The organism is Pseudomonas sp. PGPR N4, assembly GCF_059693665.1.
In genome coordinates this window covers 111,207-135,118 of the sequence record NZ_JCAUKV010000004.1, presented here as the reverse complement: position 1 = coordinate 135,118, position 23,912 = coordinate 111,207, and the positions used below count along the sequence as shown (strand labels likewise).

Below are 23,912 nucleotides of genomic sequence, written 5' to 3'. Positions count from 1 at the left end.
GCAGGCATCTGACCCACCCGCCGCAGTCATACCATCGGCACAAAGGGGCACTGAACCCTACTGACAAAAAATGATCGCTGCCGGGAGACATATGATGTTCAGCAAGCAAGACCAGATCCAGGGTTACGACGACGCGCTGCTGGCGGCGATGAATGCCGAAGAACAACGGCAGGAAGATCATATCGAGCTGATCGCTTCGGAAAACTACACCAGCAAGCGCGTGATGCAGGCCCAGGGCAGCGGCCTCACCAACAAATACGCCGAAGGCTATCCGGGCAAGCGCTACTACGGCGGTTGCGAGCACGTCGACAAGGTCGAGGCGCTGGCCATCGAGCGCGCCAAGCAGCTGTTCGGTGCCGACTACGCCAACGTCCAGCCGCACTCCGGCTCGTCGGCCAACAGCGCTGTATACCTGGCCTTGCTGCAAGCCGGTGACACCATTCTGGGCATGAGCCTGGCCCATGGTGGCCACCTGACCCACGGCGCCAAGGTCTCGTCCTCGGGCAAGCTGTACAACGCGGTGCAATACGGCATCAACACCGACACCGGCCTGATCGACTACGACGAAGTCGAGCGCCTGGCGGTCGAGCATCAGCCGAAGATGATCGTTGCTGGTTTCTCCGCGTACTCCAAGACCCTCGACTTCCCGCGCTTCCGCGCCATTGCCGACAAGGTGGGTGCGCTGCTGTTCGTCGACATGGCCCACGTTGCTGGCCTGGTTGCCGCAGGCCTGTACCCGAACCCGCTGCCGTATGCCGACGTGGTCACCACCACCACCCACAAGACCCTGCGCGGTCCACGTGGCGGCCTGATCCTGGCCAAGGCCAACCCGGACATCGAGAAAAAGCTCAACGCGGCGGTATTCCCCGGCGCCCAGGGCGGCCCGCTGATGCACGTCATCGCCGGCAAGGCAGTGTGCTTCAAGGAAGCGCAGGAGCCTGGCTTCAAGCAGTACCAGCAGCAGGTCATCGACAACGCCCAGGCCATGGCCGAAGTGTTCATCAAGCGCGGTTATGACGTGGTGTCCGGCGGTACCGACAACCACCTGTTCCTGGTCAGCCTGATCCGTCAGGGCCTGACCGGCAAGGACGCTGACGCAGCCCTGGGCCGCGCGCACATCACTGTCAACAAGAACGCCGTACCCAACGACCCGCAGTCGCCGTTCGTTACCTCGGGCCTGCGCATCGGCACCCCGGCGGTCACAACCCGCGGTTTCAAGGTGGCTCAGTGCGTGGCACTGGCCGGCTGGATCTGCGATGTCCTCGACAACCTGGGCGACGCCGACGTTGAAGCCGACGTTGCCAAGCAGGTCGCCGCACTGTGCGCCGACTTCCCGGTTTACCGCTGAGTGGAGTAACAGACAATGGAACGCTATTCGGGCTTCGGCCTTTTCAAACACTCCCTCAGCCACCACGAAAACTGGCAGCGCATGTGGCGCACGCCGACCCCGAAAAAGGTCTATGACGTGGTGATTGTAGGCGGCGGCGGGCATGGCCTGGCGACGGCTTACTACCTGGCCAAGGTGCACGGCATCACCAACGTTGCCGTGGTCGAAAAAGGCTGGCTGGGCGGCGGCAACACCGCGCGCAACACCACCATCGTGCGCTCCAACTACCTGTGGGACGAGTCGGCCAAGCTCTACGAGCACGCCATGAAACTGTGGGAAGGCCTGTCGCAGGACATCAACTACAACGTGATGTTCTCCCAGCGCGGCGTCTACAACCTCTGCCACACCCTGCAGGACATCCGTGATTCGGAGCGTCGAGTCAGCGCCAACCGCCTCAACGGCGTCGACGGCGAGCTGCTCAATACCGACCAGGTCGCGGCCGAGATCCCGTACCTGGACTGCTCGAAGAACACCCGCTACCCGATCCTCGGTGCAACCGTTCAGCGCCGTGGTGGTGTGGCCCGTCACGATGCCGTGGCGTGGGGCTTTGCCCGCGCTGCCGACGCCCTCGGCGTCGACCTGATTCAACAGACCGAAGTGACCGGTTTCCGCAAGGAAAACGGCGCGGTGATCGGTGTCGAGACCAACAAGGGCTTCATCGGCGCCAAGCGCGTCGGCGTGGTCACTGCCGGTAACTCCGGGCACATGGCGCGCCTGGCTGGCTTCCGTCTGCCGCTCGAGTCGCACCCGCTGCAGGCGCTGGTTTCCGAGCCGATCAAGCCAATCATCGACAGCGTGATCATGTCCAACGCGGTACACGGCTACATCAGCCAGTCGGACAAAGGCGACCTGGTCATCGGCGCCGGTATCGACAGCTGGGTTGGCTACGGCCAGCGCGGTTCGTACCCGGTGATCGAGCACACCCTGCAGGCGATCGTCGAGATGTTCCCGATCCTCTCGCGGGTACGTATGAACCGCCAATGGGGCGGCATCGTCGACACCTGCCCGGACGCCTGCCCGATCATCTCCAAGACCCCGGTGAAGAACCTGTTCTTCAACTGCGGTTGGGGCACCGGCGGCTTCAAGGCCACCCCAGGCTCAGGCAACGTGTTTGCCGCAAGCCTGGCCAAAGGCGAAATGCACCCACTGGCTGCGCCATTCTCCATCGACCGCTTCTACAACGGTGCGCTGATCGATGAACACGGCGCTGCGGCCGTCGCCCACTAATCGGAGACAATCGTCATGTTGCATATTTTCTGTCCCCACTGCGGCGAGCTGCGCTCCGAAGAAGAGTTTCACGCCTCAGGCCAGGCCCATATTGCCCGCCCGCTCGATCCGGCGGCTTGCTCCGACGAGGAGTGGGGTACCTACATGTTCTTCCGCGACAACCCGCGTGGCATTCACCACGAACTGTGGGATCACGTCGCCGGTTGCCGCCAGTATTTCAACGTCACCCGCGACACCGTGACCTACGAAATTCTGGAAACCTACAAGATCGGCGAAAAGCCGCAGATCACTGCCGCCAGCAAGGCTAGCGCCGCGCCGTCGACCGTCAAAGGCCTGGGGGAAAAAGTATGAGCCAGAGTTATCGCCTTGCCAGCGGCGGCCGTGTCAACCGCGGCAAAGTCCTCAATTTCAGCTTCAACGGCAAGACCTATCAGGGTTACGAAGGTGACAGCCTGGCTGCCGCGTTGCTCGCCAACGGCGTCGATGTGGTCGGCCGCAGCTTCAAGTATTCGCGGCCTCGCGGGATCATTGCAGCCGGCACCGAAGAGCCGAATGCGATCCTGCAGATCGGTTCCAGCGAAGCCACCCAGATCCCCAACGTGCGCGCCACTCAGCAGCCGCTGTATGCCGGCCTGGTCGCGACCAGCACCAACGGCTGGCCGAACGTCAACAACGACGTGATGGGCATCCTCGGCAAGGTCGGTGGCAGCATGATGCCGCCGGGCTTCTACTACAAAACCTTCATGTACCCGAAATCGTTCTGGATGACTTACGAGAAGTACATCCGCAAAGCCGCCGGCCTCGGTCGCGCGCCGCTGCAGAACGACCCGGACAGCTACGACTACATGAACCACCACTGCGACGTGTTGATCGTCGGTGCTGGCCCTGCCGGCCTGGCCGCAGCGCTGGCCGCTGGCCGCAGCGGTGCGCGGGTGATCATCGCCGATGAGCAGGAAGAGTTCGGCGGCAGCCTGCTCGACAGCCGTGAGACTCTCGATGGCAAGCCTGCCACCGACTGGGTCGCGGCTACCGTGGCCGAGCTGCAAGGCATGGCCGAAGTGCTGGTACTGCCACGCGCTACCGTCAACGGCTACCACGACCATAACTTCCTGACCATCCACGAGCGCCTGACCGACCACCTCGGTGACCGCGCGCCGATTGGCCAGGTGCGTCATCGCGTCCACCGCGTGCGTGCCAAGCAAGTTGTGCTGGCGGCTGGCGCCCACGAGCGTCCGCTGGTGTACGGCAACAACGATGTGCCGGGCAACATGCTCGCCGGCGCTGTATCGACCTACGTGCGTCGCTACGGCGTGGCGCCTGGGCGCAAGCTGGTGCTGTCGACCAACAACGACCACGCCTATCGCGTTGCCCTGGACTGGCACGATGCCGGCCTGCAAGTGGTCGCGATCGCCGATGCACGCCACAACCCACGCGGTTCGCTGGTGGAAGAAGCACGCGCCAAGGGCATTCGCATCCTCACCTCCAGCGCTGTGGTTGAAGCGACTGGCAGCAAGCATGTGACCGGTGCGCGGGTTGCCGCCATCGACGCCCAGGCGTTCACCGTGACCAGCCCCGGCGAAACCCTGGCCTGCGACCTGATCGCGACCTCCGGCGGCTACAGCCCGATCGTCCATCTGGCCTCGCACCTTGGCGGGCGTCCGGTATGGCGTGAAGACATCCTCGGTTTTGTCCCGGGTGATGCGCCGCAAAAACGCGTCTGTGTTGGCGGCATGAATGGCGTCTACCCGCTTGGTGATGTCCTGGCCGATGGTTTTGAAGGTGGCGTGCGCGCCGCTACCGAAGCCGGCTTCAAGGCCGTGGTCGGTACCCTGCCCAAAGCCGTCCAGCGCACCGAGGAGCCTACTCTGGCCCTGTTCCAGGTGCCGCATGACAAAGGCACTCGTGGGCCGAAGCAGTTCGTTGACCAGCAGAACGACGTCACCGCTGCCGGCATCGAGCTGGCGACCCGTGAAGGCTTCGAGTCGGTCGAACACGTCAAGCGCTACACCGCGCTGGGCTTTGGTACCGACCAGGGCAAGCTGGGCAACATCAACGGCCTGGCCATCGCCGCCCGTTCGCTGGGTATCAGCATTGCGCAGATGGGCACCACCATGTTCCGCCCCAACTACACGCCGGTTACCTTCGGTGCGGTAGCGGGTCGTCACTGTGGTCACCTGTTCGAGCCGGTACGCTTCACCGCACTGCATTCCTGGCACGTTAAAAACGGCGCCGAGTTCGAGGATGTCGGCCAGTGGAAACGTCCGTGGTATTTCCCAAAACCCGGTGAAGACATCCACGCTGCCGTTGAGCGTGAGTGCAAGGCCGTGCGCGACAGCGTCGGCCTGCTGGACGCCTCGACCCTGGGCAAGATCGACATTCAAGGCCCGGATGCGCGTGAGTTCCTCAACCGTATCTACACCAACGCCTGGACCAAGCTCGATGTGGGCAAGGCCCGTTATGGCCTGATGTGCAAGGAAGACGGCATGGTCTTCGACGACGGCGTGACCGCCTGCGTCGGCGACAACCACTTCATCATGACCACCACGACCGGCGGCGCAGCGCGCGTGCTGGGCTGGATGGAGCTGTACCTGCAGACCGAATGGCCGGAACTGAAGGTGTACTTCACCTCGGTCACCGACCACTGGGCAACCATGACCTTGTCTGGCCCCAACAGCCGCAAGCTGCTGGCCGAGATCAGCGACATCGACCTGGACAAGGACGCCTTCCCGTTCATGACCTGGAAGGAAGGCACCGTTGGCGGCGTGCCGGCGCGGGTGTTCCGCATCTCGTTCACCGGTGAGCTGTCGTACGAAGTCAACGTCCAGGCCAACTACGCCATGGGTGTGCTGGAGAAGATCGTTGCGGCGGGCAAACAGTACAACCTGACCCCGTATGGCACCGAGACCATGCACGTGCTGCGTGCCGAGAAGGGCTTCATCATCGTTGGCCAGGATACCGATGGCTCGATGAACGCCGACGACCTCAACATGAGTTGGTGTGTCGGACGCAACAAGCCGTACTCGTGGATCGGCCTGCGTGGCATGAACCGCGAAGACTGCCTGCGCGAAGACCGCAAGCAACTGGTCGGGCTCAAGCCGATCAACCCTAAACAGTGGCTGCCGGAAGGCGCTCAGCTGGTGTTCGATCCGAAGCAGCCGATCCCGATGGACATGGTCGGTCACGTCACCTCCAGCTATGCCTCCAACTCTCTCGGCTATTCGTTCGCCATGGGTGTGGTCAAGGGTGGTCTCAAGCGCATGGGTGAGCGGGTGTATTCGCCGCAGGCCGATGGCAGCGTGATCGAAGCAGAGATTGTGTCTTCGGTGTTCTTCGATCCGAAGGGTGAGCGGCAGAACGTCTGACGCCAGACCGATGCTCAACTCTCGTGGCCGCGGCCGAGCGCCGCTGCCACGCCTGAACACAAGAATTCAAGGCAGGTAACAATGAGCGCTATCAACGTCTTCCAGCAAAACCCCGGCGCCGAGGCCAAGGCCCAGACGCCGCTGCATCATGCAGACCTCGCCAGCCTGGTGGGCAAGGGCCGCAACAACGCAGGCGTGACCCTGCGCGAGAAAAAACTGCTTGGTCATCTGACCTTGCGTGGCGACGGCCATGATCCGGCCTTTGCCAGCGGTGTACACAAGGCCCTCGGCCTGGAGCTGCCGGTAGCCCTGACCGTGGTCGCGAAGGGCGAGACCTCGCTGCAGTGGGTTGGCCCGGATGAGTGGCTGCTGATCGTCCCGGGCGGGCAGGAGTTTGTGGTCGAGCAGCAACTGCGCGACGCCCTCGCGGGCTTGCACATTCAGGTGGTCAATGTCAGCGGCGGGCAGACCCTGCTCGAGTTGCAGGGCGCCAACGTGCGCGACGTGCTGATGAAATCCACCAGCTATGATGTACATCCAAACAACTTCCCGGTGGGCAAAGCGGTCGGCACGGTGTTCGCCAAGTCGCAGCTGGTGATCCGCCGCACCGGTGAAGATACCTGGGAACTGGTGATTCGCCGCAGCTTCGCCGATTACTGGTGGATGTGGCTGCAGGACGCCTCGGCTGAATACGGCCTGAGCATCGAAGCCTAAGGAGAGACGCATGAGTCGGGCACCGGATACCTGGATTCTCACCGCCGACTGCCCGAGCATGCTCGGCACGGTCGATGTGGTGACGCGGTTTCTCTACGAGCAGCGTTGCTATGTCACCGAGCACCACTCCTTCGATGATCGGCTGTCGGGGCGCTTCTTCATTCGCGTCGAGTTCCGCCAGCCAGATGATTTCGATGAGGCGGGTTTTCGTGATGGCCTGGCCGAGCGCAGCGATGCGTTTGGCATGACCTTCGAGCTGACCGCACCCAATCACCGCCCCAAGGTGGTGATCATGGTGTCCAAGGCCGATCACTGCCTGAACGACCTGTTGTACCGTCAGCGCATTGGTCAGCTAGCGATGGACGTGGTCGCGGTGATCTCTAATCACCCCGATCTCGAGCCATTGGCGCATTGGCACAAGATCCCGTATTACCACTTCGCCCTCGACCCCAAGGACAAGCCTGCGCAAGAGCGCAAGGTGCTGCAGGTGATCGAGGAGAGTGGTGCCGAGCTGGTGATTCTTGCGCGGTACATGCAGGTGCTGTCGCCTGAACTGTGCCGTCGCCTGGATGGCTGGGCGATCAACATTCATCACTCGTTGCTGCCTGGGTTCAAGGGTGCCAAGCCGTATCACCAGGCTTACAACAAGGGTGTGAAGATGGTCGGTGCCACGGCGCACTACATCAACAACGACCTTGATGAAGGGCCGATCATTGCCCAGGGGGTCGAAGTGGTGGATCACAGTCACTATCCCGAAGACCTGATTGCCAAGGGGCGTGATATCGAAGGCCTGACCCTGGCGCGGGCGGTGGGGTATCACATTGAGCGGCGGGTGTTTCTCAACGCCAATCGGACGGTGGTGCTCTGAGATCGTCGGGGCCGCCTTGCGGCCCTTTCGCGACACAAGGCCGCTCCTACAAAGACCGCGTAGTTTGGGCCGACGCGGTCCTTGTAGGAGCGGCCTTGTGTCGCGAAAGGGGCGCAAAGCGCCCCCGGCTATCTCCAGACCCACCTGACGCCTGCGGGCAAGCCACTGTCGTTTCCAGTCACGGCATTTCCCCGCCACAAGCCCACAATTCCCCCATTCCAGTAACACATGCCGCCCATGGATGGCGGCGCTTCAACCAACGCTGCATAAGTACAAATCAAGCGAGGTAAGAGCATGTCTGGTAACCGTGGAGTGGTGTATCTCGGCGGCGGTAAAGTCGAGGTGCGGAACATCGACTACCCCAAAATGCAGGACCCACGCGGCAAGAAGATCGAGCACGGTGTGATCCTCAAGGTGGTCTCCACCAATATCTGCGGCTCCGACCAGCACATGGTTCGTGGCCGTACCACCGCCCAGGTCGGGCTGGTGCTGGGCCACGAGATCACCGGTGAAATCATCGAGATGGGCCGTGACGTCGAGCGGATGAAAATCGGCGACCTGGTCTCGGTACCGTTCAACGTTGCCTGCGGCCGCTGCCGCTCGTGCAAAGAGATGCACACCGGCGTCTGCCTCACCGTCAACCCGGCCCGCGCCGGTGGCGCCTACGGCTATGTCGACATGGGTGACTGGACCGGCGGCCAGGCCGAATACGTGCTGGTGCCCTACGCCGACTTCAACCTGCTGAAACTGCCGGATCGCGACAAGGCCATGGAGAAGATCCGTGACCTGACGTGCCTGTCCGACATTCTGCCTACCGGCTACCACGGCGCTGTGACCGCCGGGGTTGGCCCTGGCAGCACCGTGTATGTCGCCGGTGCCGGCCCGGTCGGGCTGGCTGCTGCTGCTTCGGCACGGCTGCTGGGCGCCGCCTGCGTAATCGTCGGCGACCTCAACCCGGCCCGTCTGGCGCATGCCAAGTCGCAGGGCTTCGAGGTGGTCGACCTGTCCAAGGACACCCCGCTGCACGAGCAGATCGTCGACATCCTCGGCGAGCCGGAAGTGGATTGCGCCGTTGACGCCGTCGGCTTCGAAGCGCGCGGCCATGGTCACGAGGGCGCCAAGCATGAAGCGCCGGCCACCGTGCTGAACTCGCTGATGCAGGTGACCCGCGTTGCCGGCAACATCGGTATCCCCGGGCTGTACGTGACCGAAGACCCGGGCGCGGTAGATGCCGCCGCCAAGATCGGCGCGCTGAGCATCCGCTTTGGCCTGGGCTGGGCGAAATCGCACAGCTTCCACACCGGCCAGACCCCAACCATGAAGTACAACCGCCAGCTGATGCAGGCGATCATGTGGGATCGAATCAATATTGCTGAAGTGGTGGGCGTGCAGGTGATCAGCCTTGATCAGGCGCCGGAAGGGTATGGCGAGTTTGATGCGGGAGTGCCGAAGAAGTTTGTGATTGATCCGCATAAAACGTTCAGTGCGGCGTGATTACAAGGCGTTGAGAAAACCCCTCTGATGAGGGGTTTTTTTTGCCTCGAGGGCGGCTATGAGGCTTACGGTATCAAGGCCGGCGATTGTGCGTTTTCTTCACCACGTGCGTTCAGCATGGCGCGTTTGTCGTTGATGGTCAGTAGGCCGGGGTTCGGTGCAGGGTCCGCGTGCTGTTCGGCAAGGGGCATATCAGCACTGCGCAAGAGCGTATAGCTCTGTGAGCCTTGCTTGATGGTGGAAAGCGTGTCACCGCTATAGAAATACAGATGGCTGGCCGAGCGTTTCATTGATTCACCCTTTTTCAGATCACTCATGTTCATAGCTATTCCAAGACGCTGGTAGCTAGCCGCACCCAGAGTTCTTCGCGTTGTTGACGAATACGTAAGACCAGCGCTGTGTACTCGTCAACGTCTGCACGGACTCTGGTGTTGGAAATAGCGCGTAGCCCGATCTCCTCCTGGCTATTAAGGATGCTGATCCTTTCCTCTATACGTACCCACTGTCGCTCAGTAAGACGGCGGACGGTGGTGTTGCCCCAGTAATTAGGTGGGTCTTCTGCCGGGCGGGTTGCTACTGTCACATGGCCTTTGGGAGGACGTTCAGAGTAGGGAAGTGGTCGGTACGGCGGGGGAGGCACCGGCTTGGAGTTTGCATTGGTATACCTGTGGTAAGCAGGTGGGGGTTCGCCTTGAGTCGACGGCGTGTCAGGGGTCGCCCTGAATTTTCTGGGCACCCGTAGTTTCATGAGATTTTTAGCGCCCTTTATGCCGCTTAGCAGCTTACGGAAAAAACGGCCAGAGGGGTCGAGCCTATTGATAGGGTCGCCCCCGCAATACGCATAGGAATTCACACCGCCTTTTCCGAAAGGGCTCAGGCTGTCGGGCGATTGGAATCGCATGAGGGCGGGATTGAATGATCGATGTCCGTTGCCCAATAAGTACAGGGGGAGGGTCGAATTCAGGTATTCGCCATTGAAACCCAAGGCAGGCGCGGTGTCGGAAGGTGCACGGTATCCGTAGGCTGTGTAGGTGGCGGGCTCGCGATCGGTGTTTGTTTTTGCGTGCGTGACGGAGCCCGTGAGATCCGTTGCCAATAGGGTTGTTTGACCGTCGCTTTGTGCACGCTGTTCGGCCATTGATGCGTTACCGGCGCGAAGGAGAGAATGGTTGAACGTCTTTTGGCTGAGGGTGACAAGTTTGTTGGAGTCATAAAACAGTAAAGATTGTTCAGCGTTTTTCATGCTGGATGCCCTTTTGAGAGTGGTGCTTAGTAACTGAATGATTCAAGCCTCTCGGAGGGTCGGCGATTGGGGTGGTTTAGGTAACTGGGGAAAGTGCGAGGTTTTCGGTAGTTGTTCGTCATGCACCGGTCTTTCCACCTTGCGTACAGTTGTCGCCCTTGATGCGGAGAGGGTCGGTTGCCCCTGGCAAGTGGGATTCAGCTAATAGTGTTGTGTCTTGCAGATTGCTGGGGCCGCCGCGCGGCCCTTTCGCGACACAAGGCCGCTCCTACAGATACAGCGCAAGGCTCAAGGCAGCGCCGTACTTGTAGGAGCGGCCTTGTGTCGCGAAAGGGCTGCGCAGCAGCCCCGGCGATCTGCCGTCAAGCAGGAAGCCCGAAAACCACCCCCCGCTGGATGAAAACGGCCCGATACCCGGCCCGGAACAAACCTGCAAACCCCCAGTCGAATGCCTCGTTTCCCAGGCCATTCCGGCCGACGAGGTCCTCCCGATGAAAGCGTTCACCCTGGCAACCCTGATGACCCTGGCCGCCACGCCAGCGTTCGCCTTCAACCTCAGCGACGCCGCCAACGCTGTGTCCGCGGTGCAAAACCAGAATACTCAAGGCAAGGTGCAGGCCCCCGCCGAGTCAGCCAACCTGCTGAACACCCTGGGCAGCGAATTGAACATCACCCCCGAACAGGCCGTGGGCGGCGCCGGGGCAATGCTCGGCCTGGCGCGCAACAACCTCAGCAGCGACGACTACGGCCAGTTGACCAAGGCCGTGCCCGGCCTGGACCTGCTCTCCGGCGCCAACGCCCTCGGTGGCCTCAGTGGCCTGGGCGAATTGCTCGGCAAGAACAGCGACAAACAATCGGCCCTGAGCAACGCGCTGGGCAACAACGTCGAAGACCGCAGCGATCTGGACAGCGCCTTCAAGGCCCTGGGCATGGATACCGGCATGATCGGTCAGTTCGCCCCGCTGATTCTCCAGTACCTCGGTCAACAAGGCATCGCCGGTTCGCTACTGCAGAACCTGGGTAGCCTGTGGACCACTCCGGCGCCTGCGACAACACCTTCGGTTTGATCAGGTTCTAAGGCGTTCGGCGGCGTCGCGAAGCTCGAATAGCCGTTGGCGCCTGTTGCCGATTTGCTCGCCGATGCTTCTCAGTTTTGCTGATATCAGTTTGCCTGGCGGGCGTCTGGCTTGGGGCGAACTCCCGGAGTAATTCAAAGCCCCTACATAGTAGTGCTCCAGTTTTTCAAGCTCAGCGTAGATATTCCCTGACGCTCTTGAGAGCGCCATCCTTTGTTTGAAGATTGACTGAGCCGTTGGTGCTGCCACCAAGGCGGTCGGGGTATCCGCTTTCACGTCACTGCGACCCGGCGTGTCAGCGAAGCGTACTGACTTTTCCGGTCGGTTAGCGCGCTTCTCTTTTATCATTATGGAGCGCAGGGGTTCTACTGATGCGTCTTTGCCGGGCAGTTTCTTGACCGGTTGCGGGGTGGAACGTTTTGCGGAAGCCAAGCCCATTTCTTTTATCCGGGCTTGCAGAAGCTCTGCTAACGACCCTTGCTGATGCCCTGTCGGGTCTGAATAGTTGACGGGGTCGCCCGCACAGTAGCCATAAGTATTGATGCCACCTTCCTCGAACGGACTCAGACTGTCAGGTGCGAGGAAGCGCATCAGTACCGGGCTATAAGCGCGATACCCCTGGCCCAGCAGGTAGTTGCCGGTCAATGGCTCGGGAGGTTCACCCGCGAACCCAAGTCGCGGCGCCGCAGGCTGTGACCGAGCGTCATGCCCATAGGCGGTATAGATGCAAGTGGCTGCGCCAAGGCCGCCGTGCGTCTTCAACACGGACTTCTGGCTGTCCGTTATCAACAGCTGAATGTCCATGCCCGAGTGGCTGTCGCGCCGCTCAGCCAGCGGCTGACCGGCCCCCTGCAGTAGCTTCCAGTGCTGGTTGCCGGTGATCTCGAGATTGATCTGTCCGCTTTGGTAGAAGTTAAGGCGTTTGTTCACGGGGCTGGCCTCGCAGGCGCTGAGTCTTTGATCAGCACAGTTTCCCGGCCTGCGAGATGTTGCATAACTGGCAGAAGTGTTAGGGCGCTTCCTACGTTCCTGTCCGTCTGCGGCTGATGGACATTGATCCCCTCCCACAAGCGCACATCCTGTGGGAGCGGGCTTGCCCCGCGAAGAGGCCGGCTCAGCCGCTGCAAGCCTCAGCGCATCTCGGCGCGCAACTGCTCGATGCGCTGGTCCTTCTCGACCCACAGCTGGTTCACCCAGGCCTGCACGGTCTCGCGAAACACCGGGTCGTTCTCGTAATCGCCCGCCCACAACGCCGGCTCCAGCTCATGCACGCGAATGTCGATAATCACCCGGCTGATGCTGCCATTGAGCAGGGCCCAGAAGCCCGGCGCCTGGTCGCCCGGGTAGACGATGGTCACATCCAGCAGAGCGTCGAGCTGTTCGCCCAGCGCCGCCAGCACGAACGCCACGCCACCGGCCTTGGGCTTGAGCAAGTGCTTGTACGGCGACTGCTGTTCAAGGCGCTTGGCCTCGCTGAAGCGCGTGCCCTCAAGGTAGTTGACCACGGTCACCGGCTGGCGCTTGAACAGCTCGCAGGCGGCCTTGGTGATTTCCAGGTCCTTGCCCTTGAGCTCCGGGTGCTTGGCCAGAAACGCCTTGCTGTAGCGCTTCATGAACGGGTAGTCCAGGCCCCACCAGGCCAGGCCCAGCAGCGGCACCCAGATCAGTTCCTTCTTGAGGAAGAACTTGAAGAACGGCACCCGGCGGTTGAGGCTTTCGATCAGCGCCGGGATATCGACCCAGCTCTGGTGGTTGCTCACGCACAGGTAGGAGGTGTCCTGGCGCAGCTTGTCGACGCCGCGGATATCCCACTGGGTAGGGATGCACAGGGCGAAAATGACCTTGTCGATCTCCGACCAGGTCTCGGCCATCCACATCACGCCTGCAGACGCATAGTCACGGCCTCGGCCCGGCAGCACCAGCTTGAGCAGGGCGAAGACCATCAACGGGCAGATCATCACCACGGTGTTGAGCAATAGCAGAATGGTTGTGAGGATGCCGGTCAGCAGGCGACGCATAAGGAGACTCTTGTTGTGTGAAATAAGCGGTCGACAATGATAAGTGTGGTTATCGCCTACGCCAAACTTCCAATGGCCTACGACCGGGACAAATGTTTCACATTATGTTGGATAAGCTCTTGCGACGAACCTATCGCGCTTGTGCAGTCTAAGCACTGTCCCGTCTCAAGGAAGTTAGCCCGTGAAACCACTGCTTGCCCTGTTATCGCTGCTCGCCCTGCCGGTCATGGCCGCCGAGCCGACCCTGTATGGTCGCTACGAGTACATCAGCCTGCCGGAGATCGGCGGTGAAACGCTCAAGGCCAAGATGGACACCGGTGCGCTGACGGCGTCGCTGTCGGCCAAGGATATCGAGCGCTTTACCCGTGATGGCGAGGACTGGGTGCGCTTCAAGCTGGCAACCAAGGATGCCGACGGCAAGGTCTACGAGCACAAGGTTGCGCGCATCAGCAAGATCAAGAGCCGCGCCGACGAGGACGATGACGAAGGCGACAGCGCTGAGGCAGCGCGCCGGCCGGTGGTCGACCTGGAACTGTGCCTGGGCGGCGAGAAGCGCACCGTCGAGGTCAACCTGACCGACCGCAGCAGCTTCAACTATCCGTTGTTGATTGGCGCCAAGGCGCTGCGCGAGTTCAAGGCGGCGGTAAACCCCGCGCGCAGGTTTACCGCTGGCAAGCCTGAGTGCTGACGGAGCAGCTTCAAGCTGCGAGCCACAAGCTGCAAGAAACAGCGGATCGGTGTAAGTTCACGCGATCCGCTTCTAGTTGAAGCTTGCAGCTTGAGGCTTGTCGCCAAGAATGCCCCATATCCTCATCGTCGAAGATGAATCCGCCATCGCCGACACCCTGATCTACGCCCTGCAAGCCGACGGCCACAGCACCGAGTGGGTGACCCTGGGTAGCGCCGCCGTCGAGCGCCAGCGCCTGCAGCCGGCCGACCTGGTCATTCTCGACATCGGCCTGCCCGACATCAGTGGCTTTGAAACCTGCCGCCAGTTGCGCCGCTTCAGCGAAGTGCCGGTGATGTTTCTCAGCGCCCGCGACGCCGAGATCGATCGGGTGCTGGGCCTGGAGATCGGTGCCGACGATTACGTGGTCAAACCGTTCAGCCCCCGCGAGGTGGCCGCGCGGGTGCGGGCGATACTCAAGCGCATGGCGCCGCGCAGCGAAACGCCCGCTGTGGCGACGCTGTTTCAGGTCGACACGCTGCGCATGCAGATCGTTTACCGCAGTGTCAGCCTGGCCCTGACCCGTCACGAGTTTCGCCTGCTGCAGTGCTTGCTTGAGCAGCCGCAGCGGGTGTTCAGCCGCGAGCAGTTGCTCGACGCGCTGGGGGTAGCAGGGGACGCTGGCTACGAGCGCACCATCGACAGCCATATCAAGAGCCTGCGCGCCAAGCTGCGCCAGGTCGCCGCTGACGCCGAGCCGATCCAGACCCATCGCGGCCTGGGCTACAGCTACAGCCCGGAACACGCCTGATGCGCCTAGGTATTCGGATCTTTCTGGTGTACTTCCTGTTTGTCGGGCTGGCTGGCTATTTTTTGCTCAATACCGTGCGTGAGCAGATCCGCCCGGTGGTGCGCCAGGCTTCCGAAGAAACCCTGGTCGACACCGCCAACCTGCTGGCGGAGATCCTTCACGACGACGTCAAGGCCGGGACCCTTGGCCAGAGCCGCTTGCCGCAGTTGCTTGAATCGTACGGTCAGCGCCGCCCCGGCGCGCAGATCTGGGGGCTGGCGAAGAATCAGGTCAGCCACCGCATCTACGTGACCGACGCCAATGGCATCGTCCTGCTCGACTCGGCCGGGGTCGATCTGGGCAAGGATTACTCACGCTGGAACGACGTCTACCTGACCCTGCACGGGCAATACGGTGCGCGCTCTTCACGCAGCGATCCGGATGACGAAAGCACCTCGGTGATGCACGTCGCGGCGCCGATCATGGATGCCGGCAAGATCATCGGCGTGGTCACCGTGGCCAAGCCCAACAGCTCGCTGCAGCCGTACATCGACCGCGCCGAGCGGCGCCTGCTCAATCTTGGGCTGGGCTTGATCATCCTCGGCCTGCTGGTCGGTGCGCTGTTGTCGTGGTGGCTGGCGCGCTCGCTGCGCAGGCTCACCCACTACGCCCAGGCGGTCAGCGAGGGTCAGCGCGCGGCGTTGCCGCATTACAAGGGCGGCGAGCTCGAGCAACTCGCCACCGCAGTCGAGCGGATGCGCACCGAGCTTGCCGGCAAGGCCTATGTCGAGCGCTATGTGCATACCCTGACCCACGAGCTGAAAAGCCCGCTGGCGGCGATTCGTGGCGCCTCCGAGCTGCTGCAGGGCGACATGCCCGCCGAGCAGCGGCTGCGTTTTGCCAGCAATATCGAACGTGAGAGCGGGCGCTTGCAGCAGATGATCGAACGCTTGCTGAATCTCGCCCAGGTCGAGCAGATGCAGGCTCTGGAGGATGAGCAGGAGGTGGCGCTGGCGGTGCTGGTCGACGAGTTGCTGCTGGCCCACGCAGCGCGTATCGACAGCGCTGGCTTGCAGGTGCGCCAGCGCGTGCCGGCGGCGGTGCGGTTGCGTTGTGATCCGTACCTGATGCGCCAGGCGTTGGCCAACCTGCTCGAGAATGCACTGGACTTCACCCCGGCGGGTGGGACTTTGCTGTTCGAGCTGGAGCAGGGCGGCGAGCGGGTCGCGTTGAGCCTGTTCAACCAGGGTGAGGCAATTCCGCAATACGCGATAGGGCGCGTCAGCGAGCGCTTCTATTCGCTGCCGCGACCAGGCAGTGGGCGCAAGAGCAGCGGTCTGGGGCTGAATTTTGTCGCCGAGGTGATGCAGCTGCATGGTGGCGAGTTGGCGGTGGATAACGTCGAAGGCGGCGTGCGGGTGAGGTTGTGGCTGCCGCTGCGGCGCGTCTGTTGAATTGCTGGGGCCGCTTCGCGACCCTCTCGCGACACAAGGCCAGCGTAGCTGGCCCGGCGGTGTCGGCGGCGAAGCTGGTAACTGCAACTCACCACAGTATCTCCACGCAATCTCCACATTGGCTCCCTGCTGGCTCCACAGGCGCGGCACAGACTGTGCCCATCGCCAACGGAGCCTCCACCCATGAACAAGACCCTGAGTTTCAAGCTCGGCATGATCGCCTTGCTGATGTTGCTGCTGTTGATACCGCTGCTGATGATCGGTGGCCTGATCGAGGACCGGCAGAACCTGCGCGACAACGTGCTGGCCGACATCGCCCAGAGCTCAAGCTTCGATCAGCTGATCTCCGGTCCACTGCTGGTGGTGCCGTACCGCAAGTACGAGCGGCGCTGGATCGACAAGGACGGCCAGAGCGTACAGGAGACGGTCACCGTTAACGGCCAGTTGTACTTCCTGCCGGAGACGTTCGACGCTGACATCAACATCGATACCGAACTGCGCGCCCGCGGCATCTATCAGGCGCGGCTGTTCCACGCCAAGAGTCAGATAGCCGGGCGGTTCAAGCTGCCCGAGCGTTGGGGCATCGACAAGGACTATGAGGACTACCGTTTCGACAAGCCGTTCCTGGTGGTTGGCATCAGCGACATCCGCGGCATCGAGAGCAACCTGGAACTGCAGCTGGACGATCAACGCCTGCCTTTCGCTGCAGGTACTGGCCTGGACTGGATGCGTGGCGGTGTGCACGTGCCGTTGCCGCAGTTCGATGGCCACCAGGCGCGCGAGTTCACCTATGGCTTCGAGCTTGCCCTGCAAGGCACCGGGCAGCTGTACGTGCTGCCGATCGGGCGCAGCAGCAGTGTCGACATGCAGGCCAACTGGCCGCACCCAAGCTTTGTCGGCAGTTACTTGCCAAGCCGGCGCGAGATCAGCGGTGAGGGCTTCAAGGCCCATTGGCAGACCTCGTTCTTTGCCACCAACCTGGAAGATGCCCTGCGCCAGTGTGCGACGGTCGCCGACTGTAGTGAGTACAAGCAGCGCACCTTTGGCGTGAGCTTTGTCGACCCGGTCGACCAGTACCTCAAGAGCGAGCGGGCGATCAAATATGCGCTGCTGTTCATTGCTCTGACCTTTGCCGGATTCTTCCTCTTCGAGGTGCTGAAAAACCTCAGCGTGCACCCGGTGCAGTACGTGCTGGTTGGCGTGGCGTTGGCGTTCTTCTACCTGCTGTTGCTGTCACTGTCCGAGCACCTGGGTTTCGGCGCTGCCTACGGCTTGTCGGCGTCGGCTTGTGTGCTGCTGATCGGCTTCTACCTCAGCCACGTGCTGCGCAGTGTCTGGCGCGGGTTGGGCTTCGCTGGCGGGTTGGCGGTGCTCTACGCGATGTTGTTCGGGTTGCTCAGCGCCGAGGACTACGCGCTGTTGATGGGCTCGCTGCTGTGCTTTGGCTTGCTCGGCGTATTCATGGTCCTGACCCGGCGCCTGGACTGGTCGCGGGTGGGGAGGTCGGCATGAGGGAGGAACGTGAGCTGGGGCGCCGGCTGGCGCTGCAGATCGGCCTGCTGTTTGCGCCAGGCCAGCGCTGAAAGAGGGGCCGCATTGCGGCCCCTTTTGCCGTCGTCAGGCAGCTGGCGCAGTGGCGCGCAGCGAAGGCCGCTGCGACACTTCGGCGTACCAGGCCGCCAGGCCGGGCTGGCGCTCACGCCAGCCGAACTCAGGCTGGCGCAGGTCCAGATAACCCAGCGCGCAGGCGACGCCGATGGCGACCATGTCGAACCCGGAGATCAGCTCGGCCAGGTGCTCCTGCTCCAGGTTGGCCAGGCTGCGGCGGATCTTCTCGCTCTGCGCTTCGAGCCAGCCATCCCAGCGCTTGTCCTGCGGGCGCAGGAAGCTCTCGTAGCGGCTCGATACCGCCGCATCCATGATCGCATCGGCCTGCGCCGCCAGGGTCAGCCGGCGCCAGCGGGCCGAGCCCTCACGCGGGATCAGCGGGGTGCCGACATGCTGGCTGTCGAGGTACTCGCAGATCACCCGGCTGTCATGCAGCACAGTGCCGTCTTCCAGGCGCAAGGCCGGGATCTTGCCGATCGGGTTGTCCTGATTGAGTTGCGCGTCGCCAGCCACCGGGCTGATATTCACTGCCTGCAACTGTACCCGCGGCAGTTGCCCGGTTTCGTGCAGCACCACCATGACCTTGCGCACGAACGGCGACAGCGGCGAGTGGAACAGGGTCATCGTGCTCATGGCCGGGCCTCAGTTGCCTTGCAGGCTCGGCGGCAGGCACACGCCGGTGCCAGCGATGCCGCAGTAGCCGTTGGGGTTCTTGGCCAGATATTGCTGGTGGTAGGCCTCGGCGAAGTACACCGTTGGCGCCTGCTCGATCTCGGTGGTGATCGGGCCAAAGCCGGCCTTGTCCAGCTCAGCCTGGTAGGCCGCTTTGCTCGCGTTGGCTTGCTCGAGCTGCTCGGGGCTGGTGCAGAAGATCGCCGAACGGTACTGGGTGCCGACGTCGTTGCCCTGGCGCATGCCCTGGGTCGGGTTGTGCAGCTCCCAGAACATCGCCAGCAGCTCCTGATAGCTGACCTTGTCCTTGTCGAACACGACCAGCACCACTTCGGTGTGGCCGGTCAGGCCCGAGCAGACTTCTTCGTAGGTTGGGTTCGGAGTGAAGCCGCCGGCATAGCCGACCACCGTGCTGACCACGCCTTCGCGCTGCCAGAAGCGGCGCTCGGCGCCCCAGAAGCAACCGAGGCCAAAGATGGCGAAATCGACGTTCTGGAAGAACGGCCCAAGCAGCGGCGTCTCGTTGAAGACGTAATGCATCTCGGGCAGGCTCATCGGCGTCTCGCGGCCAGGCAGGGCCTGTTCCGCAGTAGGCAGGACGTTTTTGTTCACCAGGATTTCCGAACGCAGGACCATGGCCGCTCCTCTGTATATTCAGTAGATGTAGGCAGGGGCCGTCAACGCGCTGCTGCGGCCCGAATGACTTGTATAGTGCCCGAGACTGAGCGCGCTGTCAGGCCACTGGTCCGCGCGGGTAGCGCTTGAGGCGCTCAACCAGTTCGCGGCCGGGGATTGGCCGATCGAACAGGTAGCCCTGGCCGACGTCACAGCGATGGCGGCGCAGGAAGGCCAGCTGCGCAGGGGTCTCGATGCCCTCGGCGACTACCTTGAGCTTGAGGTTGTGGGCCATGGCCACCACCGCCGAGGTGATTTCCATGTCGTCCTGGTTGTCCGGGATTTCGTTGATGAAGCTGCGGTCGATCTTGATGATGTCGATCGGGAATTTCTTCAGGTAGCTCAGCGACGAGTAGCCGGTACCAAAGTCGTCCATCGCCAGGGTCAGCCCCAACGCCTTCAGTTCGATCAGCTGGCGGTGGGTGTCTTCGGTTGCCTCAAGCAGCAAGCCTTCGGTCAGCTCCAGTTCCAGCAAGTGCGAAGGCAGGCCTTCTTCCTTGATGATCGAGCCGATCGAGCTGACCAGCTCCGGGTCGGAAAACTGCTTGGGTGAAAGGTTGATGGCGACGTGCAGGTCACCCAGTCCAGCGGCGCTCAGTTCAAGGCTCATGCGGCACGACTGGCGCACCACCCACTTGCCGATGGGGATGATCAGGCCGGTTTCTTCGGCCACGCTGATGAACTGATCCGGGCGGATCATGCCGCGCTCCGGGTGGTTCCAGCGCAGCAACGCTTCCAGCCCGAGGAGGCGCCCGCTGCGCAGGCACAGCTTGGGCTGGTAGAACACCTCCAGCTCGTTCTGGGTCAGGGCGCGGCGCAGGTTGTTCTCGACGAACAGCTTGTAGCTGGCTTCGGCGTTGAGCACTTCGGTGAACACCTGCACCTGATGCTTGCCGTTGGCCTTGGCCTTGTGCAGGGCGAGGCCGGCGTTTTTCATCAGGGTCTGCGGGTCGCTGCCGTGCAGCGGCGCGCAGGCCAGGCCTACCGAGGCGGTGACGTTGATCAGCTGGTTGTCGACGAACATCGGCTTGTCGAGGGTACGCAGCAGTTGCAGGGCAATGCTCTGGCCGCCCTCCAGGCTGGTGTGGTCGAGCAGCACGGCGAATTCGTTACTGGCAAAGCGCGCAAGGATGCCGCCGACGGTCAGACTGTTGCGCAGGCGTCGGGCCAGGCTCACCAGCAGCTTGTCGCCGGTCTGGTGGCCAAGGCTGTCGTTGATCCGCTTGAAGTTGTCGATGTCGACCAGCAGCAGACACAGCGAACTGGCGCTGTCGCGGCTGAAGCGCTCATCGAGGTTGCGAATGAACGCCGGGCGGTTGCCCAGGTTGGTCAGGTTGTCGGTGTAGGCCAGGCGCTCGATGCGCTGCTGAGCCAGCTTGCTCTGGGTGACGTCTTCGTAGATGCCGATGTAGTGGGTCAACTCGCGGTTGTCGCCGTACACCTTGGAAATCGACAGCTGACCCCAGTAAGGTTCGAGGTTCTTGCGCCGGCTCTTGAATTCGCCCTGCCAGCTGTTGCCCATATCCAGGCTCGACGGCGAATCGAACAGCAGTTCGCTGAGGTTTTCCAGGGCCGGCAGCTCGGACAGGCGATGGCCCTGGACCTCATCGGTACTGTACTGGGTGATCGCGGTGAAACTTGGGTTGACGTACTCGACCACGCCGTCGCGGTTGACCAGCAAAAAGGCGCTGGCGCTCTGCTCGACCGCGCGCTGGAACAGGTGCAACGCGCTGGCAGCGGTACGCCGGTTGTGGTTGGTGATGACCTGGGCGAACTGGTCGGCGAGCTCGCCTGCAAAAGCGATTTCATCCGACTGCCAGGCCCGCGGCATGCCGGTTTGCTCCAGGCACAGCACGCCGACTACCTGGCCGTCGACGCGGATACTGGCGTCGAGCATGGCGTTGTCGGAGGCCGGGAACAGGCTCTGCGCCATGTCACGGGTGCGCGGGTCGTGGCTGGCGTTGTGCGCGTCGATGGCGCGGCTGGCATGCAGCGCTTCGATGTAGTCGGGGAACTGGCTGGCGTCGATCGGGGCCGGTAGGCGGTGCTCCTGGTCAAGCCGGTACCAGGCGGTAATCGGCTCCAGCTGCTGGTCATGCAGGTACCAGATGCTCGAGCAGTCGACGTTGTAGATTTCACAGGCGCTGCGGGTGATCAGCTCGGCGGCTTCGAGCAGCGAGTTGTCGGCGCTGTAGCGCTGCCGCGCCAGGCGCAGAATCAAGTCTTGCTGGGCTCGTACCCGCTCCAGATGCTCTAGCTGTTCCTGCTGCGCGCGCTGGTTCAGCTGCAGAGCGATCTGCAGGCGGTTGTTGCGGGTTTCCAGGTCGCTGGCGGTCATGTTGATGCTGTCTTCGGCGTGATCATCGAGCACTGTCAGGTACCCGCGCAGCAGCTGCCGGCCATGCTGCTTGTAGACTTCGCCGCACTCGAGCAAACGCAATGGCGCCGGGCCAACGTGCAGGGTGTAGCGCACCCGGTAATGACCACGGCGCGACAGCTGCAGCTGGATCTCGTCATGCAGGCGATAGCGTGCTTCGGGCTCCATCAGGCTTGCATACGGCGAGCTGACCAACGCGCACAGCTCAGCGGCAGGCAGGCCGAATTGGCGGTCGCAGTTGGGGTCCAGGTAGAGCATCGCCCAGTTGGCTTCGTTGAGCCTTTCGAAACGCAGCATGCCCAGCCGCGAGGGCACGGGTAGCTGGGTCACGACCTCGGCCGCCACTCGGGTCGCGGCATCGGGTTGGCTTTTCATCGAAGACTCGCTTGAAGAGGGTGACAGGGCCTGGCAGGCAGCGCATCTGGCAAGGTTGCATCATGTCCCGAAGGCTGGCAAGCGGCCATGTCGGGCTATTGGCAGTTTATCGGCAGGGGTGTGAGTTTCTGCAGCCGGTTGCAGTTTTGCGGGCAAAAAAAAGCCCCGCCAGGGGCGGGGTTGAGGTACGAGCGTGGCAGCTCGAAAGTGGTGCCTGCTGCCCCGGCATGTACCGGGGCAGCAGTTGCAGCATTACAGCAGGATGGTGCGGATATCACCCAGCAAGTCGCTCAGGCGCTTGGTGAAGCGCGCAGCAGCGGCGCCGTTGATCACACGGTGATCGTACGACAGCGACAGCGGCAGCATCAGCTTGGGCTGGAAGGCCTTGCCATCCCAGACTGGCTGGATGGTTGCCTTGGATACACCCAAGATCGCCACTTCCGGCGCGTTGACGATCGGCGTGAAGCCAGTGCCGCCAATGTGACCGAGGCTGGAGATGGTGAAGCAGGCGCCCTGCATCTCGTCGGCCGAAAGCTTTTTGGTACGGGCTTTTTCAGCCAGTGCCGCAGCTTCGCCAGCCAGTTGCAGCAGGCTCTTCTGGTCGACGTTCTTGATGACCGGGACCAGCAGACCATCCGGGGTGTCGACGGCGAAACCGACGTTGACGTACTTCTTGCGGATGATTGCCTTGCCGCTTGGTGCCAGCGAACTGTTGAAGTCCGGCAGCTCCTTGAGCAGGTGGGCGCAGGCCTTGAGCAGCAGCGGCAGTACGGTCAGCTTGACGCCGGCCTTTTCCGCTACGGCTTTTTGCGCGACACGGAAGGCTTCCAGCTCGGTGATGTCAGCCGAATCGAACTGAGTCACGTGCGGCACGTTGAGCCAGCTGCGGTGCAGGTTGGCAGCGCCGACCTGCATCAGGCGGGTCATGGCCACTTCTTCGACTTCACCGAACTTGCTGAAGTCGACCACCGGGATCGGCGGGATACCAGCACCACCGGTTGCACCGGCGGCGGCCGGCGCTTCCTTGGCCTTCTGCATCATCGCCTTGACGTAGACCTGCACGTCTTCCTTGAGGATGCGACCGTGCGGGCCAGTAGCCGAAACAGCGCCCAGCTCGACACCGAATTCACGGGCCAGCTGACGTACCGCAGGGCCGGCATGGACCTTGGCGTTGCTGGCAGCAGCCGGGGCAGCAGCCTGGGCCGGTGCAGCAGCTGGAGCCGGTGCGGCGGCAGGTGCGGCAGCCGGAGCAGCCTCAGCCTTGGCCGGTGCGGCAGCCGCCTGGGCAGGGGCCGCAGCAGGTGCGGCGCCAGCGATCTTCAACTTGAGGATCAGGTCACCGGTGCCGACTTCGTCGTCCAGCTTGGCGATCACTTCTTCAACCACGCCAGCGGCAGGCGAAGGGATCTCCATGGAGGCCTTGTCGGACTCCAGGGTGATCAGCGACTGGTCAGCTTCGACGGTGTCGCCGGCCTTGACCAGTACTTCGATGATCTTGGCCTTGCCCGACGAGCCGATGTCCGGCACGTGGATGTCCTGCACGGTGGCAGCAGCAGGAGCTGCGGCCGGCGCAGGAGCAGCCTCGGCGGCTGGCGCAGGCGCGGCAGCAGGTTGTTCGGCGGCAGGCGCAGCAGCGGCCGGAGCCTCGGACGCCGCAGCGCCCTCGGCTTCCAGAACCAGCAGTTCGTCGCCTTCTTTCAGGCGATCGCCCAGCTTGACCTTGAGCTCTTTGACGATGCCGGCTTTAGGCGCCGGAATCTCCATGGAGGCCTTGTCGGACTCCAGGGTCAGCAGGCTCTGGTCAGCCTCGATGCGGTCGCCAACCTTGACGAACAGCTCGATGATTTCACCTTCACCGCTGCCGATGTCAGGTACGCGAATGAGTTCGCTCACTTAAAAATACTC

The 23,912-nt window shown here is 62.6% G+C and carries 20 protein-coding genes; 12 read left to right on the top strand and 8 right to left on the bottom strand.

Annotated elements, in window-relative coordinates; genetic code table 11:
- Positions 1-94: 94 nt before the first annotated feature.
- From glyA to fdhA, 7 genes are all read left to right on the top strand, one after another.
- Positions 95-1,348, top strand: a complete 1,254-nt coding sequence (glyA, locus tag AC58X1_RS17330) for a serine hydroxymethyltransferase (RefSeq protein WP_101322469.1) — start codon at positions 95-97, stop codon at positions 1,346-1,348.
- A 15-nt stretch (positions 1,349-1,363) separates the two neighbouring features.
- Positions 1,364-2,614 (top strand): sarcosine oxidase subunit beta family protein, encoded by a 1,251-nt coding sequence (locus AC58X1_RS17325; protein WP_101322468.1) that lies wholly within the window; start codon positions 1,364-1,366, stop codon positions 2,612-2,614.
- Positions 2,615-2,629: 15 nt separating this feature from the next.
- Positions 2,630-2,965 carry a sarcosine oxidase subunit delta gene (locus AC58X1_RS17320; protein WP_101322467.1) on the top strand — a complete coding sequence of 112 codons (336 nt, stop codon included), beginning with the start codon at positions 2,630-2,632 and terminating at the stop codon, positions 2,963-2,965.
- The gene (locus AC58X1_RS17315) at positions 2,962-5,976 is read left to right on the top strand and encodes a sarcosine oxidase subunit alpha (RefSeq protein WP_220632685.1); all 3,015 of its coding nucleotides are present in this window, start codon (positions 2,962-2,964) and stop codon (positions 5,974-5,976) included. Before AC58X1_RS17320 ends, AC58X1_RS17315 begins: the two co-directional genes overlap by 4 nt.
- Before the next feature lie 81 nt (positions 5,977-6,057).
- Positions 6,058-6,690 carry a sarcosine oxidase subunit gamma gene (locus AC58X1_RS17310; protein WP_220632684.1) on the top strand — a complete coding sequence of 211 codons (633 nt, stop codon included), beginning with the start codon at positions 6,058-6,060 and terminating at the stop codon, positions 6,688-6,690.
- Between the two features lie 10 nt (positions 6,691-6,700).
- Entirely contained in the window at positions 6,701-7,558 is an 858-nt protein-coding gene (purU, locus tag AC58X1_RS17305) for a formyltetrahydrofolate deformylase (RefSeq protein ID WP_101322464.1), read from the top strand.
- Between the two features lie 294 nt (positions 7,559-7,852).
- Entirely contained in the window at positions 7,853-9,052 is a 1,200-nt protein-coding gene (gene fdhA / locus AC58X1_RS17300; protein ID WP_119137581.1) for a formaldehyde dehydrogenase, glutathione-independent, read from the top strand.
- Positions 9,053-9,117: 65 nt separating this feature from the next.
- Here fdhA and AC58X1_RS17295 read toward each other — a convergent pair whose 3' ends face one another.
- Positions 9,118-9,369 (bottom strand): hypothetical protein, encoded by a 252-nt coding sequence (locus tag AC58X1_RS17295; RefSeq protein ID WP_497429211.1) that lies wholly within the window; start codon positions 9,367-9,369, stop codon positions 9,118-9,120.
- An 8-nt stretch (positions 9,370-9,377) separates the two neighbouring features.
- Positions 9,378-10,295, bottom strand: coding sequence for an RHS repeat-associated core domain-containing protein (locus AC58X1_RS17290; protein WP_497429210.1), 918 nt, complete (start codon positions 10,293-10,295; stop codon positions 9,378-9,380).
- A 491-nt stretch (positions 10,296-10,786) separates the two neighbouring features.
- Between AC58X1_RS17290 and AC58X1_RS17285 the strand changes: the two genes are divergently transcribed.
- Positions 10,787-11,362 carry a DUF2780 domain-containing protein gene (locus tag AC58X1_RS17285; protein WP_497429209.1) on the top strand — a complete coding sequence of 192 codons (576 nt, stop codon included), beginning with the start codon at positions 10,787-10,789 and terminating at the stop codon, positions 11,360-11,362.
- On the opposite strand, the gene AC58X1_RS17280 is transcribed toward AC58X1_RS17285, so the two are convergent.
- Both AC58X1_RS17280 and yihG read right to left on the bottom strand, forming a co-directional pair.
- The gene (locus AC58X1_RS17280; RefSeq protein ID WP_497429208.1) at positions 11,363-12,301 is read right to left on the bottom strand and encodes an RHS repeat-associated core domain-containing protein; all 939 of its coding nucleotides are present in this window, start codon (positions 12,299-12,301) and stop codon (positions 11,363-11,365) included.
- A gap of 200 nt (positions 12,302-12,501) precedes the next feature.
- On the bottom strand, positions 12,502-13,389 hold the full coding sequence (gene yihG, locus AC58X1_RS17275; RefSeq protein WP_497429207.1) for a 1-acylglycerol-3-phosphate O-acyltransferase, YihG family: 888 nt from the start codon (positions 13,387-13,389) through the stop codon (positions 12,502-12,504).
- Between the two features lie 181 nt (positions 13,390-13,570).
- Here yihG and rloA2 point away from each other — a divergent pair, with 181 nt between their 5' ends.
- The 4 genes from rloA2 (at position 13,571) to creD (ending at position 17,812) form a co-directional block, all read left to right on the top strand.
- A complete protein-coding gene (gene rloA2 / locus AC58X1_RS17270; RefSeq protein ID WP_150570458.1) occupies positions 13,571-14,077 on the top strand; it encodes a retropepsin-like aspartic peptidase RloA2 in 507 nt (168 codons plus the stop codon).
- 109 nt (positions 14,078-14,186) lie between these two features.
- On the top strand, positions 14,187-14,867 hold the full coding sequence (gene creB / locus AC58X1_RS17265) for a two-component system response regulator CreB (protein ID WP_181089462.1): 681 nt from the start codon (positions 14,187-14,189) through the stop codon (positions 14,865-14,867).
- The gene (gene creC, locus AC58X1_RS17260; RefSeq protein ID WP_181089461.1) at positions 14,867-16,300 is read left to right on the top strand and encodes a two-component system sensor histidine kinase CreC; all 1,434 of its coding nucleotides are present in this window, start codon (positions 14,867-14,869) and stop codon (positions 16,298-16,300) included. Before creB ends, creC begins: the two co-directional genes overlap by 1 nt.
- A gap of 183 nt (positions 16,301-16,483) precedes the next feature.
- Complete coding sequence (gene creD / locus AC58X1_RS17255; RefSeq protein ID WP_150572830.1) at positions 16,484-17,812, top strand: cell envelope integrity protein CreD; 1,329 nt, start codon at positions 16,484-16,486, stop codon at positions 17,810-17,812.
- Positions 17,813-17,917: 105 nt separating this feature from the next.
- On the opposite strand, the gene AC58X1_RS17250 is transcribed toward creD, so the two are convergent.
- From AC58X1_RS17250 to aceF, 4 genes are all read right to left on the bottom strand, one after another.
- Positions 17,918-18,541, bottom strand: coding sequence for a glutathione S-transferase (locus tag AC58X1_RS17250; RefSeq protein WP_181089459.1), 624 nt, complete (start codon positions 18,539-18,541; stop codon positions 17,918-17,920).
- Between the two features lie 9 nt (positions 18,542-18,550).
- On the bottom strand, positions 18,551-19,216 hold the full coding sequence (msrA, locus tag AC58X1_RS17245) for a peptide-methionine (S)-S-oxide reductase MsrA (protein WP_101322452.1): 666 nt from the start codon (positions 19,214-19,216) through the stop codon (positions 18,551-18,553).
- A 97-nt stretch (positions 19,217-19,313) separates the two neighbouring features.
- Positions 19,314-22,007, bottom strand: a complete 2,694-nt coding sequence (locus tag AC58X1_RS17240; protein WP_150570454.1) for a putative bifunctional diguanylate cyclase/phosphodiesterase — start codon at positions 22,005-22,007, stop codon at positions 19,314-19,316.
- 252 nt (positions 22,008-22,259) lie between these two features.
- Positions 22,260-23,900 (bottom strand): dihydrolipoyllysine-residue acetyltransferase, encoded by a 1,641-nt coding sequence (gene aceF / locus AC58X1_RS17235; RefSeq protein ID WP_101322450.1) that lies wholly within the window; start codon positions 23,898-23,900, stop codon positions 22,260-22,262.
- Positions 23,901-23,912: the final 12 nt, after the last annotated feature.

What these genes read in the sequence shown, in the direction of transcription:
- purU (WP_101322464.1), top strand. Translation starts at nt 6,701, where the DNA reads ATGAGTCGGGCACCGGATACCTGGATTCTCACCGCCGACTGCCCGAGC.
- creC (WP_181089461.1), top strand. Translation starts at nt 14,867, where the DNA reads ATGCGCCTAGGTATTCGGATCTTTCTGGTGTACTTCCTGTTTGTCGGG.
- AC58X1_RS17310 (WP_220632684.1), top strand. Translation starts at nt 6,058, where the DNA reads ATGAGCGCTATCAACGTCTTCCAGCAAAACCCCGGCGCCGAGGCCAAG.
- AC58X1_RS17240 (WP_150570454.1), bottom strand. Translation starts at nt 22,007, where the DNA reads ATGAAAAGCCAACCCGATGCCGCGACCCGAGTGGCGGCCGAGGTCGTG.
- AC58X1_RS17290 (WP_497429210.1), bottom strand. Translation starts at nt 10,295, where the DNA reads ATGAAAAACGCTGAACAATCTTTACTGTTTTATGACTCCAACAAACTT.
- msrA (WP_101322452.1), bottom strand. Translation starts at nt 19,216, where the DNA reads ATGGTCCTGCGTTCGGAAATCCTGGTGAACAAAAACGTCCTGCCTACT.
- glyA (WP_101322469.1), top strand. Translation starts at nt 95, where the DNA reads ATGTTCAGCAAGCAAGACCAGATCCAGGGTTACGACGACGCGCTGCTG.
- AC58X1_RS17250 (WP_181089459.1), bottom strand. Translation starts at nt 18,541, where the DNA reads ATGAGCACGATGACCCTGTTCCACTCGCCGCTGTCGCCGTTCGTGCGC.
- AC58X1_RS17295 (WP_497429211.1), bottom strand. Translation starts at nt 9,369, where the DNA reads ATGAGTGATCTGAAAAAGGGTGAATCAATGAAACGCTCGGCCAGCCAT.
- AC58X1_RS17320 (WP_101322467.1), top strand. Translation starts at nt 2,630, where the DNA reads ATGTTGCATATTTTCTGTCCCCACTGCGGCGAGCTGCGCTCCGAAGAA.
- AC58X1_RS17285 (WP_497429209.1), top strand. Translation starts at nt 10,787, where the DNA reads ATGAAAGCGTTCACCCTGGCAACCCTGATGACCCTGGCCGCCACGCCA.
- AC58X1_RS17315 (WP_220632685.1), top strand. Translation starts at nt 2,962, where the DNA reads ATGAGCCAGAGTTATCGCCTTGCCAGCGGCGGCCGTGTCAACCGCGGC.
- yihG (WP_497429207.1), bottom strand. Translation starts at nt 13,389, where the DNA reads ATGCGTCGCCTGCTGACCGGCATCCTCACAACCATTCTGCTATTGCTC.
- creD (WP_150572830.1), top strand. Translation starts at nt 16,484, where the DNA reads ATGAACAAGACCCTGAGTTTCAAGCTCGGCATGATCGCCTTGCTGATG.
- creB (WP_181089462.1), top strand. Translation starts at nt 14,187, where the DNA reads ATGCCCCATATCCTCATCGTCGAAGATGAATCCGCCATCGCCGACACC.
- fdhA (WP_119137581.1), top strand. Translation starts at nt 7,853, where the DNA reads ATGTCTGGTAACCGTGGAGTGGTGTATCTCGGCGGCGGTAAAGTCGAG.
- AC58X1_RS17325 (WP_101322468.1), top strand. Translation starts at nt 1,364, where the DNA reads ATGGAACGCTATTCGGGCTTCGGCCTTTTCAAACACTCCCTCAGCCAC.